12 protein-coding genes are annotated in these 15,184 nt (G+C 70.6%); 7 read left to right on the top strand and 5 right to left on the bottom strand.

Annotation, left to right across the window (positions count from 1 at the left end; genetic code table 11):
• Nucleotides 1-53 precede the first annotated feature (53 nt).
• Genes EBE87_RS11380 through EBE87_RS11390 form a run of 3 tightly spaced genes read right to left on the bottom strand, consistent with a single transcriptional unit; the run spans nt 54 to nt 2,562 of the window.
• The gene (locus tag EBE87_RS11380) at nt 54-956 is read right to left on the bottom strand and encodes a bestrophin family protein (protein WP_120639326.1); all 903 of its coding nucleotides are present in this window, start codon (nt 954-956) and stop codon (nt 54-56) included.
• A complete protein-coding gene (locus tag EBE87_RS11385) occupies nt 953-1,585 on the bottom strand; it encodes a DUF1345 domain-containing protein (RefSeq protein WP_120639325.1) in 633 nt (210 codons plus the stop codon). The genes EBE87_RS11380 and EBE87_RS11385 overlap by 4 nt, the downstream gene beginning before the upstream one ends.
• Nucleotides 1,585-2,562 (bottom strand): threonine ammonia-lyase, encoded by a 978-nt coding sequence (locus tag EBE87_RS11390; RefSeq protein ID WP_120639324.1) that lies wholly within the window; start codon nt 2,560-2,562, stop codon nt 1,585-1,587. The genes EBE87_RS11385 and EBE87_RS11390 overlap by 1 nt, the downstream gene beginning before the upstream one ends.
• 179 nt (nt 2,563-2,741) lie before the next feature.
• On the opposite strand from EBE87_RS11390, the gene EBE87_RS11395 reads away from it, so the two are divergent.
• The 7 genes from EBE87_RS11395 to mdoH all read left to right on the top strand — a co-directional run bounded on the left by EBE87_RS11395 (nt 2,742) and on the right by mdoH (nt 11,273).
• Nucleotides 2,742-4,094, top strand: a complete 1,353-nt coding sequence (locus tag EBE87_RS11395; protein WP_120639323.1) for an ABC transporter substrate-binding protein — start codon at nt 2,742-2,744, stop codon at nt 4,092-4,094.
• A gap of 94 nt (nt 4,095-4,188) precedes the next feature.
• Nucleotides 4,189-5,118 carry a carbohydrate ABC transporter permease gene (locus EBE87_RS11400; protein WP_120639322.1) on the top strand — a complete coding sequence of 310 codons (930 nt, stop codon included), beginning with the start codon at nt 4,189-4,191 and terminating at the stop codon, nt 5,116-5,118.
• Between the two features lie 2 nt (nt 5,119-5,120).
• A complete protein-coding gene (locus tag EBE87_RS11405; RefSeq protein ID WP_120639321.1) occupies nt 5,121-6,020 on the top strand; it encodes a carbohydrate ABC transporter permease in 900 nt (299 codons plus the stop codon).
• A 14-nt stretch (nt 6,021-6,034) separates the two neighbouring features.
• A complete protein-coding gene (locus tag EBE87_RS11410) occupies nt 6,035-7,135 on the top strand; it encodes an ABC transporter ATP-binding protein (protein ID WP_120639320.1) in 1,101 nt (366 codons plus the stop codon).
• Entirely contained in the window at nt 7,132-7,875 is a 744-nt protein-coding gene (locus EBE87_RS11415; RefSeq protein ID WP_120639319.1) for an SDR family oxidoreductase, read from the top strand. The genes EBE87_RS11410 and EBE87_RS11415 overlap by 4 nt, the downstream gene beginning before the upstream one ends.
• Nucleotides 7,876-7,877: 2 nt before the next feature.
• Nucleotides 7,878-9,551 (top strand): malate/lactate/ureidoglycolate dehydrogenase, encoded by a 1,674-nt coding sequence (locus EBE87_RS11420; RefSeq protein ID WP_233553304.1) that lies wholly within the window; start codon nt 7,878-7,880, stop codon nt 9,549-9,551.
• A 33-nt stretch (nt 9,552-9,584) separates the two neighbouring features.
• Nucleotides 9,585-11,273: a glucans biosynthesis glucosyltransferase MdoH gene (gene mdoH / locus EBE87_RS11425; protein WP_120639318.1), complete on the top strand. Its 1,689-nt coding sequence runs from the start codon at nt 9,585-9,587 to the stop codon at nt 11,271-11,273.
• Here mdoH and EBE87_RS11430 read toward each other — a convergent pair.
• Together EBE87_RS11430 and lysA are read right to left on the bottom strand one after the other, a co-directional pair.
• Nucleotides 11,232-13,823 (bottom strand): TIGR02302 family protein, encoded by a 2,592-nt coding sequence (locus EBE87_RS11430; RefSeq protein ID WP_122139996.1) that lies wholly within the window; start codon nt 13,821-13,823, stop codon nt 11,232-11,234. The two genes, mdoH and EBE87_RS11430, sit on opposite strands and share 42 nt — an antisense overlap.
• On the bottom strand, nt 13,823-15,163 hold the full coding sequence (gene lysA / locus EBE87_RS11435) for a diaminopimelate decarboxylase (protein WP_120641227.1): 1,341 nt from the start codon (nt 15,161-15,163) through the stop codon (nt 13,823-13,825). Before lysA ends, EBE87_RS11430 begins: the two co-directional genes overlap by 1 nt.
• Nucleotides 15,164-15,184: the final 21 nt, after the last annotated feature.

Here is a 15,184-nt window from a genome sequence, read left to right on the forward strand (position 1 = left end):
GCCCTTCCCACGGCTGGTCAACCTCATGAACGAGGTAGGACGCCGATCCAGGATCAGGTGAGGCAGAAGCGCACGGGGCGCAACGGCGGCGGCAGGTCCGTTTCGCCCAATGTCGCGAGCAGTTCGATCTCCACCGTGCGCGTGATGGCATCCAGCGGCAGGTCGTTCGGCTCCAGGCCGAAGGGTTCCTCCAGCTGGTCGCCCAGCGCATCCAGGCCGAAGAAGGCATAGGCCAGCAGCACGGAAGCAACAGGAGTCGCCAGCCCGATGGTGCCGGCCAGGCCGAAAGGCACCAGCAGGCAGAAGAGAAAGGCCGTGCGGTGCAGCAGCAGGGTATAGGCGAAGGGCAGGGGCGTGGAGCGGATGCGCTCGCAGGCCGCCTGCACCTCGGAAAGGCCGTGCAGCCGCTCCTCCAGCCCGGCGTAGAGCATGTCGCTCAACCGCCCGTCCCGCCGCAGCGCCGCCAGCTCGGCATTCATGGCGCGCAGGATGGCATCGGGAATATTGGGCGCGGTGGCCAGGGCGGCGGCTTCCTCCGGCGGCAGCCAGGGGCTGGCGGCGGCCTTTTCGTCGCGGCCGCGCAGGCGGGCGCAAAGCGCATGGGTGAAGCCGATGGCCCGGCGCAGCAGCGCGGGTTGCGGGCCGAGCAGCGCCGTCGTCTCGCGCGCCAGGCTGCGCGCCTCGATGACTAGGCGGCCCCATTGCTTCCGCCCTTCCCACCAGCGGTCGTAGCAGGCGTTGTTGCGGAAGCCGAGAAAGATGGAGAGCGCCAGCCCGAAGAGTGCGAAGGAGGCCAGCGGCAACTCGGGCATGAATCCCGGCCAGCGCCGTTCCGCCGCCACCACCGCAGCGCCCAGCAGGGCCACGCCCAGCAGGCGCGGCGCCACGACCGGAACGATGGAGCCGCGCAGGATGAACAGCAGCGCCCAGGAACTCGGCCGGGGGCGCAGGATCACGAGCTGCCCCCATTCAGCAGCCCGGTGACGATGCCCACCGTACCCGCCACGATCACGGCGTTGAAGGCATAGGCGATCAGGCCGTGCAGCATTGCCGCGCGGCGGATGGCGGGGGAATGCGTCACCATATCGGTCACGCCGTTGGTCGTGCCGATGCTGAAGGCGAGGTACAGGAACTCGGAAAACGGCGGCTCCTCGGCGCCGCCGGGAAAATGGATGCCGCCGCCGCTCAGCCAGTATTCCCGCGCGTAATCCTGCGCGAAAAGCAGGTGCACATAGAGCCAGGAGAGCACCACCGTCGCCACGCCCAGCGAGACATAACCAGGCGTGGAGGCCGCCAGGTCCATCGCCACCGCCACCAGCGAGGCCGCGGCGGCCAGCAGCGACAGTGCCATGATGGCGAAGCGGCCTTCATCCAGCTCCTGGGCATGGATCCGCATGGCCTCGGCATCGGCCGGCCAGATGCGTGCCAGCACCAGCACGGCATGCGTCAGCACGAAGCCGCACCAGCCGAACATCGACGCATGCAGCCAGGCGCCGCCGCGCAGCCGCACCACCCCCACCAGGGCGATGCCCACCAGCAGCGCCAGCAGGGTCAGCGGGCGGTAGCGCGGCGCCAGCCGGAGCATCAGGCCGCCAGGGCGCGGGCGAAGACCGCCGGGTCCACGTTGCCACCGCTGAGCACCACGCCCACGGTGCGGCCACGCGCCGGCACCTTGCCCGCCAGCACCGCCGCCAGGGCCACGGCGCCACCGGGTTCCACCACCACTTTCAAGGCCTCGAAAGCCAGGCGCATGGCGCGGAAGACCTCATCCGGCGTCACCACGGCGGCGCCCTTCAGGCGCGGCTGGTTCACCGCGAAGGTCAGCGCGCCGGGGCGCATGGAAAGCAGCGCGTCGCACAGCAGCGCACCCTTGCCGTCATTGGCGATCCGCTCCCCGGCCGCGAGGGAGCGCGCGGTGTCGTCCCAGCCTTCCGGCTCCACCGCCCAGACCTCGGTGGCGGGAGAGGCGCCTTCCACCGCCAGGGCGCAGCCGCCCACCAGCCCGCCGCCGCCGGTGCAGACGGAGAGTGCATCCAGCTCGAAGCCGGCGGCGCGGGCATCCTCGACCAGTTCCAGCGCCAGGGTGCCCTGGCCGGCGATGACATCGGGGTGATCGAAGGGCGGCAGCACGGTGCCGCCACGCTCCTCCGCCAGCCGGCTGGCCAGCACCTCGCGGTCCGTGGTGGCGCGGTCGAAGAAGGTGATCTCGGCGCCCCAGCGGCGTGTGCTTTCCACCTTGATGGAGGGCGCATCGGCCGGCATCGCGATCAGGGCGCGCACGCCCTCCGCAGCCGCAGCGCAGGCGATGGCCTGGCCGTGGTTGCCGGAGGAATGCGTCACCACGCCGGCGGCGCGTTGCGCGGCGTCCAGCCTCAGCACCGCGTTGGTGGCGCCACGCAGCTTGAAGCTGCCGGTGCGCTGCAGGCATTCCGGCTTGATCAGCACGGTGCCGCCGGCGATCTCATCCAGCAGCGGATGCCGCAGCATGGGGGTGCGCACCACCCGGCCGCGCAGGCGGTCGGCGGCGGCCAGGACGTCGTCGTGGGTGGGAAGGGTGCTCATGCCGCATTCTCCGCCCGCCGCCCGCGCCCGGCAAGATGAGGCCTGCGCCAGCGCATTCGAATCGCCCGCATCAGAACCGTTGCAACCGGCTGCTGCGCCTGCGTAACCTTCCCGCAGCGTGAGAGGGCCAAAGCCCATGGCGGCACCAGGACTGCCCGCGCACAGGAGGAGTAACGGACATGGAAGGCAACGGGTTCACCCGCCGCACGGTGCTGCGCGCCGGCGTGGCGGGGGCAGCGGCCAGTGCGCTGCCTCTGGTGAATGTGCATGGGCAGACATCGGGCGGGCGCCTCGCCCTCGGCCTGTGGGACCATTGGGTGCCCGCCGGCAACGACGCCATGCGCAAGATCGTCATGGACTGGGGGCAGAAGAACAAGGTCGAGATCCAGCTCGACTTCATCACCACGGTTGGCAACAAGAACCTTCTGACTCTCGCGGCCGAGGCGCAGGCGAAGCAGGGGCATGACGTGCTCTCCTTTCCCACCTGGGAGGTGCACGCGCAGTCCGAGCTGCTGGAGCCGATGGACGACGTGATGACCCGCCTGGCCGAGAAATACGGCAAGGTGAATTCCATCGTGGAATACCTGGCCAAGGTGGAAGGCAAGTGGCGCGCGGTGCCGGCCATCTCCGGCTCGCAGAACAAGCCCTCGCTGGGGCGGATCGACCTGCTGAAGCAGCATGGCGGCATCGACATCCAGCAGATGTTCCCGGCCAATGACACCGCCGCCAACGTGGATGCCTGGACCTGGGATGCCTTCATCAAGGCGGCCGAGGGCTGCCACAAGGCGGGCGTGCCCTTCGGCCTGCCGCTGGGCACCTTCCCGGATGCCACCGACTGGGTCGGCTCGATGTTCCGCTCCTTCGGCGCCGAGCTGGTGAATGCCAAGGGCGAGATCACGGCCAAGTCGGACAAGGTGCGCGCGGTGCTGGATTACGCGCAGCGGCTCTGCCAGTTCATGCCGGCTGATGTGTTTTCCTGGGACGATGCCTCCAACAACCGGGCGCTGATCTCGGGCAAGTCGGCGCTGATCTTCAACCCGCCTTCCGCCTGGGCCGTTGCCAAGCGCGACGCGCCGCAGGTGGCCGAGCAGTGCTGGACCTTCCCCGCCCCCACCGGCGCGGCCGGGCGCTTCACGCCCTACCTGCCGTATTTCTGGGGCGTGTGGAACTTCAGCCGCAACAAGGGCGCCGCCAAGGCACTGGTGGAATATCTCAGCCAGCGTGAACAGGCGCAGACCATGGTCGCCGCCACCAATGGCTACGACATCCCGCCCTTCACCAGCATGACGGATTTCGACACCTGGCAGAAGGAAGGGCCGCCCACCGGCGTGGTCTACAACTACCCCGTGCGGCCGCACCACAAGGCGGAGCAGTTCATCGCCGACTACCCGGCGCCGCCGAACATCGCGGTGCAGATGTACAACCAGGGCATCCAGGCCAAGATGATCGCCCGCGCGGTGCAGAACAAGGAACCGGTGGAACGCACCATCGCCTGGGCCTCCAGCGAGCTGGAAGGCTTCCAGCGCGGCTAGGCCGGTGACCCGTGGCGGCGCCGCGGCGCCGCCGATGCCCCGGCGGCCGCATGGCCCCGGGGCGCCTTCCCATTTCCGCTGAGGGAGCCCAGGCATGTCCCAGGCCGTGATATCCCCCGCCTCCGCCGTGCCGCAGCGCCAAGGCGCGATGCGGCGGCTGGCGCGGCGCAACTCCACCACAGCCTTCCTGCTGACGCTGCCGCTGATCCTGCTGATCCTCGGCCTGGTGGTCTATCCCTTCCTCTACGCCCTCTACCTCTCGATGCTGAACAAGCGGCAGACCCGCTTCATCGGCATCGAGAACTTCACCTTCCTCTTCTCGCGCGAGACCTTCTGGAATGTCGTGTTCCAGTCGGTGGTCTTCGCGGTCTCGGCCGTGTTGCTGAAGGCCCTTATCGGCTTCGTGCTGGCGCATGTGCTGCACGCGCTGCCGGCCAAGGGGCAGCGCAAGTGGCGCGGCATGCTGCTGGTGCCCTGGGTCATCCCGCCCGCCATCTCGACCCTGGCCTGGTGGTGGCTCTTCGACCCCTCCTATTCCGCCTTCAACTGGGCGCTGGCCGGCATCGGGGTGGACCCGGTGCCCTGGCTGGGCGCCACGGGCTGGGCGCGCTTCTCCGTCATCCTGGTGAATGTCTGGTACGGCGCGCCCTTCTTCATGATCATGTACCTGGCTGCGCTGAAGTCGGTGCCGGACCAGCTCTACGAGGCCGCCGCCATCGACGGCGCCAGCGCCTGGCAGAAGCTGCGCTTCGTGACCTTCCCGATGATGCGCAACATCATCAGCATCACGGTGCTCTTCAGCCTGATCGTCACCTTCGCCAATTTCGACATCGTCCGCATCCTGACCAATGGCGGGCCGCAGGACAGCACGCATGTCTTCGCCACCTATGCCTTCCAAGTCGGGATCCAGTCCGGCGACATCCCGCTGGGCGCCTCGGTCAGCCTCTTCATGTTCCCGCTGCTGGCGGTCTTCGCGGTGCTGACGCTGCGCGGGGTCAACAAGCGCACCAAGGAGATGTCCTGACCATGGGCACCACCGCCGCTCCCACCACCCCCTTCGTGCCGGCGCAGCGCCGGATCGGCAGCATCGCGGCCGAGCGCCGCTGGGCCATGATCGGCGCCTATATCGCGCTGGCCGTCTTCGTCATCTTCTTCATGACGCCGCCCTTCCACATGCTGATGACCAGCCTGAAGAGCAGCGGCGAGATCGCCGACCTGTCCGGCAATCCCTGGATCGTGCGGAACCCGACGCTGCAGAACTACTGGGAGCTGCTGACCCAGGGCAATTACATGATCCACTTCCGCAACTCGATCATCGTCACGCTCAGCACCGTCATCATCAGCATGGTGGTCTCCACCATGGCGGCCTTCGCGCTGGCGCGGATGAAGTTCTGGGGCAGCGCCACGCTCGCCACCGGCGTCTTCCTGACCTACCTGGTGCCGGAGACGCTGCTGTTCATCCCGATGTTCCAGATCGTCGGCTCCATGGGCCTCTACAACAACCTACTGGCCATGGTGCTGATCTTCCCGACGCTGACGGTGCCTTTCTGCACCTGGATCATGATCGGCTACTTCGCCTCCATCCCGAAGGAACTGGACGAGGCCGCGCTGATCGACGGCGCCAGCCATATCCAGATGCTGTGGAAGATCTTCATCCCCGTGGCCCTGCCCGGCATCCTGGCGGCGATGATCTTCGCCTTCACCGTCTCCTGGGCCGCCTTCATCTACCCGATGGCCTTCCTGGTCTCCTCGGACCAGATGGTGCTGACGGTCGGCATCGTGTCGGACCTGATCCGGGCGGACACGTTCCAGTGGGGCAAGATCATGGCCGGGGCGCTGATGGCGGCTTTGCCGCCCCTGCTCGTCTATGCTTTCCTCATGGACTACTACATCGCTGGCCTGACCGCCGGCGCAACAAAAGGCTGAGGGAGAGAACTTCCATGGCGCAGGTGACGCTCCGGAAAGTCGTCAAAGCCTATGAAGGTGGCGTGCAGGCGGTGAAGGGGATCGACCTCGACATCGCCGATGAGGAATTCGTGGTTCTGGTGGGCCCTTCCGGCTGCGGCAAGTCCACCACCCTGCGGATGATCGCGGGGCTGGAGGAGATCTCGGGCGGCGAGATCTCGATCGGCGGGAAGGTGGTCAACGACATCCCGCCACGCGACCGCGACATCGCCATGGTGTTCCAGAACTACGCGCTCTACCCGCACATGACGGTGGCGGAGAACATGGCCTTCGGCCTGATGCTGCGGAAATTCCCGAAGGAGGAAATCCGCCGCCGGGTGGACCATGCCGCCCGCATCCTCGACATCACGCCCCTGCTGGAACGCAAGCCCAAGGCGCTCTCGGGCGGGCAGCGGCAGCGTGTCGCCATGGGCCGCGCCATCGTGCGCGATCCCAAGGTCTTCCTGTTCGACGAGCCGCTCTCCAACCTCGATGCCAAGCTGCGGGTGCAGATGCGCACCGAGATCAAGAAGGTGCACCAGACGGTGCGTACCACCACGGTCTATGTCACCCACGACCAGGTGGAGGCCATGACGCTCGCCGACCGCGTGGTGGTCATGAACAACGGCGTCATCGAGCAGGTGGGGCCGCCGCAGGAGCTGTACCACAACCCCGCCACGCGCTTCGTGGCCGGCTTCATCGGCTCCCCCGCGATGAACTTCATCAACGCGCGGCTGGAGCAGGCCTCGGGCGCGCTGCGCATCCACCTGCCTGGCGACATCGTGCTGCCGGTGCCGGCCGAGCGCACCAGCCGCTACGCCGCCCTGGCCGGGCGCGAGGTGGTCTTCGGCATCCGGCCGGAGCATCTGACGGAAGCCAAGAACCTCGACCGACCCCATGTCGCGCCCTTCCCCGCCGTGCCGGAGGTGACGGAGCCGATGGGCATGGAAACCCTGGTGCATTTCAAGATGGACGGTGCCGAGGTCTGCGGCCGCGTCGATCCCAATGCGCCCGCTTACCCCGGGCAGCAGCTGCCAATGGCTGTGGACCTGAGCAACATGCATATCCTCGACCCGCAAACAGGACGCGTCCTATGAACCAGCTTGCATGGGTGACGGGTGCCGGCTCCGGCATCGGGCGCGCGGTGGCGATGTCGCTGGCCAAGGCCGGCTGGCATCTGGTGCTGACCGGGCGGCGCGAGGCCGCGCTGCGCGAGACCGCCGCGCTGCTGGATGGGGAGGAACCGATGATCCTTCCCGCCGACCTGACAGACCCCGCGGCGGTGGAAGCCGCGGTCGCCCAGTTGCCGGAGGCGCCCGCGCTGCTGGTGAACAATGCCGGCGGCAACACGCCCCGCCGCCACTGGCACCAGCTATCCCCAGCCGATGCGCGGGCGCTGCTGGACGTGAACCTCGCCGCGCCCTTCCTGACCAGCCTGGCGGTGCTGCCGGGCATGCGGAAGCGCGGCGGCGGGTTGATCGTGCAGATCGCCTCCGTCGCCGGCAAGGGCGCCTCGGCGGTGTCGGGGCCCGCCTATATCGCGGCCAAGTCCGGCTTCGTGGCGCTCTCCGCCTCGCTCAACGCGGAAAACGGCATCCACAACATCCGCAGCACCTGCATCTGCCCGGGCGAGGTCGCGACACCGATCCTCGACCTGCGCCCGCAGCCGCCCTCGGCGGAGGAACGGGCGCGGATGCTGCAGCCTGAGGATGTGGCGGCGGCCGTGCTCTTCGCCGCCAGCATGCCCGAGCATGTCTGCCTGAACGAGATCATCATCACCCCCACCTTCAACCGCGACCTCGCGGCAGGGGCCGAGGCGATATCGCGACTGAGCTGACCGTGCCCCCCGAGGATGCGCTGAAGGCCCTGCATGCCGGCCGTGCCTATCACGGCTGGCCGCATGTGGAGGCCCTGCTGGCCCTGTGGCGGGAATACGCGGGCGCCTTGCACGATGCCGAGGCCGTGCGGCTGGCCATCCTGTTCCACGATGCCGTCTACGACCCCCGCCGCAGCGACAACGAGCGCGCTAGCGCCGCCCTGCTGCGGGAGTGGATGGCCGGCACCGTGCCGGCGGCGCGGCTGGAAGCCGCCGCGGCCATGGTGCTGGCCACCGAGCGCCATGCGGTGCCGGAGAACCTGCCGCCGGAACTTGCCGCCGATACCGCCAGCTTCCTGGACATGGACCTCTCCATCCTGGGCGCCGAGCCCGCACGCTTCGAGGACTATGACCGCGCCATCCGGCAGGAATACGCGCATGTGCCGGCGGAAGCCTACCGCACCGGCCGCGCCGCCGTCTTGCGCCGGCTGCTGGCGCGCGATCCTATCTTCCTCACCGCCCCTTTCCGCGCGCGATTCGAGGACGCGGCGCGGCGCAACCTCCAGGCCGCACTGACCAGATTCGAATCACCACAAGGACCTTCCATGCCTGACTACAACACCGTCACCGTCCCGGCCCCGGCGCTGGAAGACATGATCCGCGGCATCTTCCTGGCGATCGGCTGCGACGATGGCGAGGCCGGGGATATCGCCAGCCACCTGGTCGGCTCCAATCTGGCGGGGCATGACAGCCACGGCGTGGTGCGGGTGCCGCGTTACGTGGATTGGCACAAGGCGGGCTACCTGCATGCCGGCCGCAAGCCGGAAGTGGTCACGGATGGCGGTGCCTTCCTGCTGCTGGACGCGCAGTTCGGCTTCGGCCATGCGGTGACCAAGCAGGGCGTCGCCATGGGCATCGCGCGGGCGAAGCAGCATGGCGCCGCCGTGGTGGCGCTGCGCAATTCCGGCCATTGCGGCCGCATCGGCACCTATGCCGAGCAGGCGCTGGCCGAGAACCTCATCTCCATCCATTTCGTCAATGTGGCCGGCTCCTTCCTTGTCGCGCCCTATGGCGGCGTGGACCGGCGCTTCTCCACCGCGCCCATCGCCATCGGCGTGCCGCTCGAAGGCCGGCCGGTGGTGCTGGATTTCGCGACCTCGCTGGTGGCGGAAGGCAAGGTTCTGGTGGCCAGCAACGGCGGCAAGCCGCTGCCGCCGGATGCGCTGATCGAGCCCGATGGCCGCTTCTCCGGCGACCCGCACACGCTGTATGGCGAATATCCGCAGGTGGGCGCGCGCATTCCGGGCAATGGCCCCGGCGCCATCCGCGCCTTCGGCGATCACAAGGGCTCGGGCCTGGCGCTGATGTGCGAGCTGCTGGCGGGCGCCTTCACCGGTGGCGGCACCTCGGGGCCGCGCGACCAGCGCGGCTGCATCACCAATGGCTTGCTCTCCATCTATCTCTCGCCGGCGCATTTCGGCACCGAGGCCGAGTTCCAGCGCATGGGGCAGGAATATCTGGAATGGGTCGCCGGCAGCCGCCCGATCGACCCCGCCAGCCCGGTGATGCTGCCGGGCGAGCCCGAGAAGCGCAGCCGCGAGAAGCGCCTGCGCGAGGGCCTGCCCCTGCCCGCCGATATCTGGGAGGACCTGCGCCGCACCGCCACGACGCTGGGCGTCGCCGTTCCGGCGGTGTAGTGCGGCTTCCGCGCATGGCCTAATCTGGGCCTTGTGCGGAAAGCCCCATCCCCGGTCGCCCTGCGGCGGCTCGCCTTCGCCCTGCTCTGCCTTTGCATCAGCGCGGGGCTGCTGGCCCTGCTCTGGCGCGTGCTGGCGCCGGGAGGCTGGACGGGGTGGGAGATCGCGATCCTGCTGGCCTATGCCGGCACGGCGCCCTGGTCCGCCATCTCGGCCGGCAATGCGCTGATCGGGCTGGCGCTGCGGCTGCGCGGGCGCGGCCTGCCCGCCGCGCCCGCCGGCACCGGCCAGCTCCGCACCGCCATCGCCCTTTGCATCCGCAACGAGGACATGGACGCCGTCCTCGCCCCCCTGCCCGCCCTGCTGGATGGGTTGGAAGCGGCGGGGCAAGGGCACCGCTTCGTGCTCTGGTTCCTGTCCGACACCCAGGACCCCGTCCGCGCGCTGCGGGAGGAGGAGGCGGTGGCCGGCTTCGTGGCGCAGCGGGCGGGCCGGCCCATCGCGGTGCGCTACCGGCGCCGGCAGCACAATACCGGCTTCAAGGCCGGCAATGTCATGGAGTTCCTGGACCGGCACGCCGCCGGCCTGGAACTGATGCTGAGCCTGGATGCCGATTCCGCCATGACCGCCCCCGCCGTGCTGCGGCTGGTGGCGGAGATGGAAGCGGACCCCAGGCTGGCCATCCTGCAGCAGCTCATCGCCGGCCGCCCGGCGGAAGCCGCCTTCGCCCGGCTGTTCCAGTTCGGCATGCGCGCCGGCATGCGGTCCTGGGCCAGCGGGCAGAACTGGTGGCAGGCCGATGAAGGCCCCTACTGGGGCCACAACGCCATCATCCGCATCGCCGCCTTCCGCGCCCATGCGCGGCTGGATCATCTGCCCGGCGGCCACGCCATCCTCAGCCATGACCAGATCGAGGCCGTGTGCCTGCACGCCGCCGGCTGGAAGGTGCGCTGCCTGGCGGAGGATGCCGGCAGCCTGGAAGCCAGCCCGCCCGCCATGCCGGAATTCCTGGCCCGGGATCACCGCTGGTGCGCCGGCAACATGCAGTACTGGCGGCTGCTGCCCCTGCCCTGGCTGCGGCCGATGGGGCGCTGGCAACTGGCCCAGGCCATCCTGCTCTTCGTGACCGCGCCGCTCTCGCTGCTGCTGCTGGTGGCGGCGGTGGGCAACGTGGCCAGCGGCGGCGCGGCCGCCACGCCGCCCGGCGCCCTGGCCCTGCTCTTCGCTGCCACATGGCTGGCCAGCTATGCGCCGAAGGTGGCCGGCTATGCCGAGGCCCTGCTGCGCCCATCCCTGGCCGCGCGCCTCGGCGGCCGTGGCGCGGTGCTGCGCGGCGCGCTGGCGGAGATGGCCTTCGCCATTTTCTTCGACCCGCTCAGCATGGCCAGCAAGGGCTTCTTCATGCTCTCCATGCCCTTCCGGCGCGGTGGCGGCTGGGGGGCGCAGAACCGCGCCGCGCGGGGCGTGACGTGGCGGGATGCCACGCGCCTGCTCTGGCCACAGACGGTGCTGGGCATGGCCGGGTCGCTGATGCTGGTGACCGCCGGCGGCACCGCCTGGCTCTGGGGCGCGCCCTTCCTGCTGCCGCTGCTGCTGGCCATCCCCTTCTGCGTCGCCACCGCCTCCCCGGCGCTGTCGGCCTGGATGCGGGCGCGGCGGCTCTGCGCCACGCCCGAGGAGCTAGAAGGTCTTCAGCAGCCGGTCGATATAGTCCAGCTCTGACGGCGGCCGCTCCCGGTCCGCGCCGCGCCGCCGCAGCTCCTCCTGGATCTGCCGGGTGCGCAGCGCCTCGGCATCGCCGGGCACCACGGTGTCGCTGCCGGTGTCGTTGGAATTCGGCTCGTTGCGGGTGGGGCGGCCCAGCGGGTCGCGGCCTTCCCCCTGCCCCATCGCCTGGTCCCGCCCCTGCCCGCCATTGGGGTCGCGGCCCTGCTGACCACGGCTGGCCTCGCCCTGGCCCTCGCCGGGCTCCTGGCCCTGCTGTCCCTGGCCGAACTGACGCTGCATGGTCTGCGCCATCTGCTGCGCGCCTTCCTGCAACTCGCGGATCGCCTGCTGCTGGTTCGCAGTGGGGTCGCCGCCCCGGCCCAGGGCTTCCTGCGCCTGCCGCATCTGCTGGTCGGCGCGGCCCAGCGCTTCCGGGATCTCGCCGGTCAGGTCGCCGAATTGCTGCATCAGCTCGCCCAGGGCGCGGCGCAGGGCGCGCTGCTGGCGGGCGTCCCGCTGCGCCTCGGCAGCGCGCTGCTCGGCCGTGGTGGCATCGGCCTGGGGTTGGCGCTGCTGTTGATTGTAGGGCGAGCGGCGCTGCTGCTGTTGCTGCGGCTGCCCGGCCTCGGCCTGTTCGCGCTGGTGGCTGCGGTCCAGCATCTGGCCTTCCCGCTGCACCATGTCCTGGATCGCGCCCATTTGCTGCTGGCCACGCTGCTGGCGCTGCTGCTGCTGCTGGCTGTTGCGGTTGCCGCCTTCCCGCCGGGCCATCTGGCCGTTCTGCAGGGCCTCCAGCATGCGCTCCAGCTCCGCCAGCTGCTGCTGCATGTCCTGGGTACGGCCCTCGCGCGCCGCGTCCTGCATCTCCTGCGTGCGGCGGTCCAGGTCCTGCGGGTCCATCAGGCGGGCCTGGGGGTCCTGCGGCATGGTCTCGCCATTCTCGCGCTGCAACTGCTCGGCCAGGGCCTCCAGATGCTGGCGGATGGCCTCACGCAGTTCCTGCACCCGGCGCTCCAGCTCGGCGCGGCGCTGGGCATCGGGGGGCTGCCGCTCGGCTTCGGCCAGGGCCTCGCGCAGGGCCTCGCGGGCCTCGGCCAGGGCGCGGGCGGTGCGGTTGGTGCGGCCTTCCTCCAGCGCGATGGCGGTCTGCCACATCAGCGCCTGCGCTTCCTCCACCGCCTCGGGCCGGCGGTCGAAGGTCAGGTGGTAGCGGGCGCTGCGCATGGCCATGAAAGTGGTCAGGTCGTTCTCGAAATCCTCGGGCCGCAGCGACAGCTCATCCAGCCCGCGCTCGGCGCCCTGCCGTGCCAGCGGGTCCATGGAGAGCGACTTGCGCAGCGCCACCAGCCGCCGCGCCACCGGGTGGTCGAAGCGCCGCTCCGGCAGGGTCAGTTCGGCGGTGTCGGAACGGCCTTCCTGCCCGGCGCTGTCCCGCGCCACCAGCCGCAGCCGCACCGGCAACCCGGCCCAGGGATGCGCGGAAAGGTCCGGCTGCGCCACGCCGCGCGGCTGCCTGCTATCGCCGGAGATGGGCAGGTCCAGCGCCAGCGGCGGCGCATCGGGCCGCGGCGCCAGGGTGATCTCGGCGCGGGCGGCGGCCACGCCCCAGTCATCCTCGGCGCGCCAGGGCAGCCGGATGGCGAGGCCGCGCTGCGCCGACCCGGGCGGCTCGGCGAAGGTGATGCGGGGCGGCGCGTCCGCCTGGGTGGCGACGGTCCATTGCGCCAGGTCCTGCCCATCCCGCCGTACGCCGATGCGGGTGCCGGCATCGAGCGGCGCCTCGGCGGTGAAGCTCGCAACATCCAGGGCGCGGAAGGGGGTGGCGGTCTCGCCCAGCCGCAGTTCCGGCACGCCGCCACGGCCGCCAGAAAGCGCGACCTGCAAGCGGCTGCCCGCCGGCACGGTAACGGAACCGCCCGTGGGCGGCAGGAAGACCGGCGCGGCGCCGGTATAGGCAGGAGGCGAGATCCAGGCCTCCAGCCGCAGCGCCGGCGGCAGCACCGGGGCGCCGAAGGCGGGCTGGAAGGCACGGCGCAGCCGCTCGGGCGTTTCGGCCCCGGCCACGCCCAGGGCGGCGACGAGCGCCACCAGCAGGCCAAGCCGCAGCCCGCGCCGATCCCGTGCCGGCAGGCCGGGGCGCGGCAGGCCGACCTTCAGCCGCTCCACCGCCGCCGCGGCGCGGGCGCGGTGCACCCGCCACAGCGCCAGGGCCATGGGGTCGGAATCAGTGGCGGGGCGGTCGGACAGCGTGGAGAGCGGGCGGTGGGAGAGGCCGGATTCCCGCTCCAGCCGCCGGTCGGCGGCGGCGGTCGGCGGCACCATGAAGCCGCGCAGCCCGCGCCAGGCGGCCCAGCCCACTGCCAGTGCGAAACCCAGCAGCGCCAGCAGGTGCAGCCAGCCCGGCAGGCGAAGAAACAGGCCCGACAGCGCGGCGACGAGAAACAGCCCCACCACGCCCAGGATGGGCCAGAGGCGCGGCCAGGCTTCCTCCCAGGCCAGCGCCCATCGCGCGAGCCGCCGCCCGCGCGCGAGACGGCGGGAAAGCGGATCGCGCGGTGTCTGCATCAGTCGAGCCACTCCGGAATGCGCTGGTGGGCGAGCAGTTCCTCATGCGTCTGGCGGCGGCGCACCAGGGCGGCGCGGGCGCCATCCACCAGGACCTCGGCCGCCAGGGGGCGGGCGTTGTAGGTGCTGCTCATCACGGAACCATAGGCACCCGCATCCAGGAATGCGACCAGATCCTGCGGCGCCATGGCCGGCATCAGGCGGCCTTTCGCGAATGTGTCCCCGCTTTCGCAGACCGGGCCGACGATATCGGCCGGCGAGAGCGGCGCCACATGGGCGCGCGGCGAGACCGGCAGGATGCCGTGCCAAGCGTCATACATGGCCGGGCGCATCAGGTCGTTCATGGCGGCATCCAGCACCAGGAAGCGCCGGGCGCTGCCCTGCTTCTGCAGCACCACCGAGGCCAGCAGCACGCCGGCGGGGCCGACCAGCCAGCGGCCGGGCTCCAGCATCACCGGGATGCCGAGGCCGCCCAGCGTGGACTTGATGGCGCCGGCCAGGGCTTCCGGCGTCGGCGCCGGCTCGTCGCGATAGGGGATGCCGAGGCCGCCGCCGCAGTCCACCCGCTCCACTGGCAGGCCGCGCCCGCGCAGGTCGCCGATCATCTCGGCCAGCCGGGCATAGGCAGCGCGATAGGCGGACATGCCGTCGGTGATCTGGCTGCCGATATGCGTGGCTATGCCGATCGGCCGGATGCCGGGCAGCGCGGCCATGCGGGCATAGAGCGCCGGCGCGTCCTCGAAGGCGATGCCGAACTTGTTCTCGGCGCGGCCGGTGGTGATCTTGGCGTGGGTGCGCGCATCCACGTCCGGGTTCACGCGCAGCGAGACCGGGGCCTCGACGCCCATGCCGGCGGCGATGGCGGAGATCATCTCGATCTCCTCCGCGCTTTCGGCATTGAGCTGGAAGATGCCGGCTTCCAGCGCGAAGCGGATTTCCTCCGGCGCCTTGCCGACGCCCGAGAAGACGGTGGCCCCCGCCGGGATGCCGGCGGCCATGGTGGCGCGCAATTCGCCGGCCGAGACGATATCCGCCCCCGCCCCTTCCGACCGCAGCACGCGCAGCACGGCCTGGTTGTCGTTGGCCTTGGCCGCGTAATGGACGCTGGCGCGCAGCCCGGCTGCCTCCAGCGCCGCTTTCAGCGCGCGGAAGCGGCGGCGCAGCGTATTGGCGGAGTAGACCCAGGTGGGGGTGCCATGCTCGGCCGCGATGCGGGCCAGCGGCACGTCCTCCATCAGCAGCCCGTCCTGCGCGTGCATGGACAGCGAGGGGCGGATGGCGAGCAGGTCGGCGAAGGTCGGGTCGGCGCTGGTGGGCGCCAGGGAAAGGGCGGTGGCCATGCGGCTATTTAGGGTCGCGCC

The sequence above is a fragment of the Teichococcus wenyumeiae genome (assembly GCF_003696345.1).
GTDB lineage: Bacteria > Pseudomonadota > Alphaproteobacteria > Acetobacterales > Acetobacteraceae > Pseudoroseomonas > Pseudoroseomonas wenyumeiae.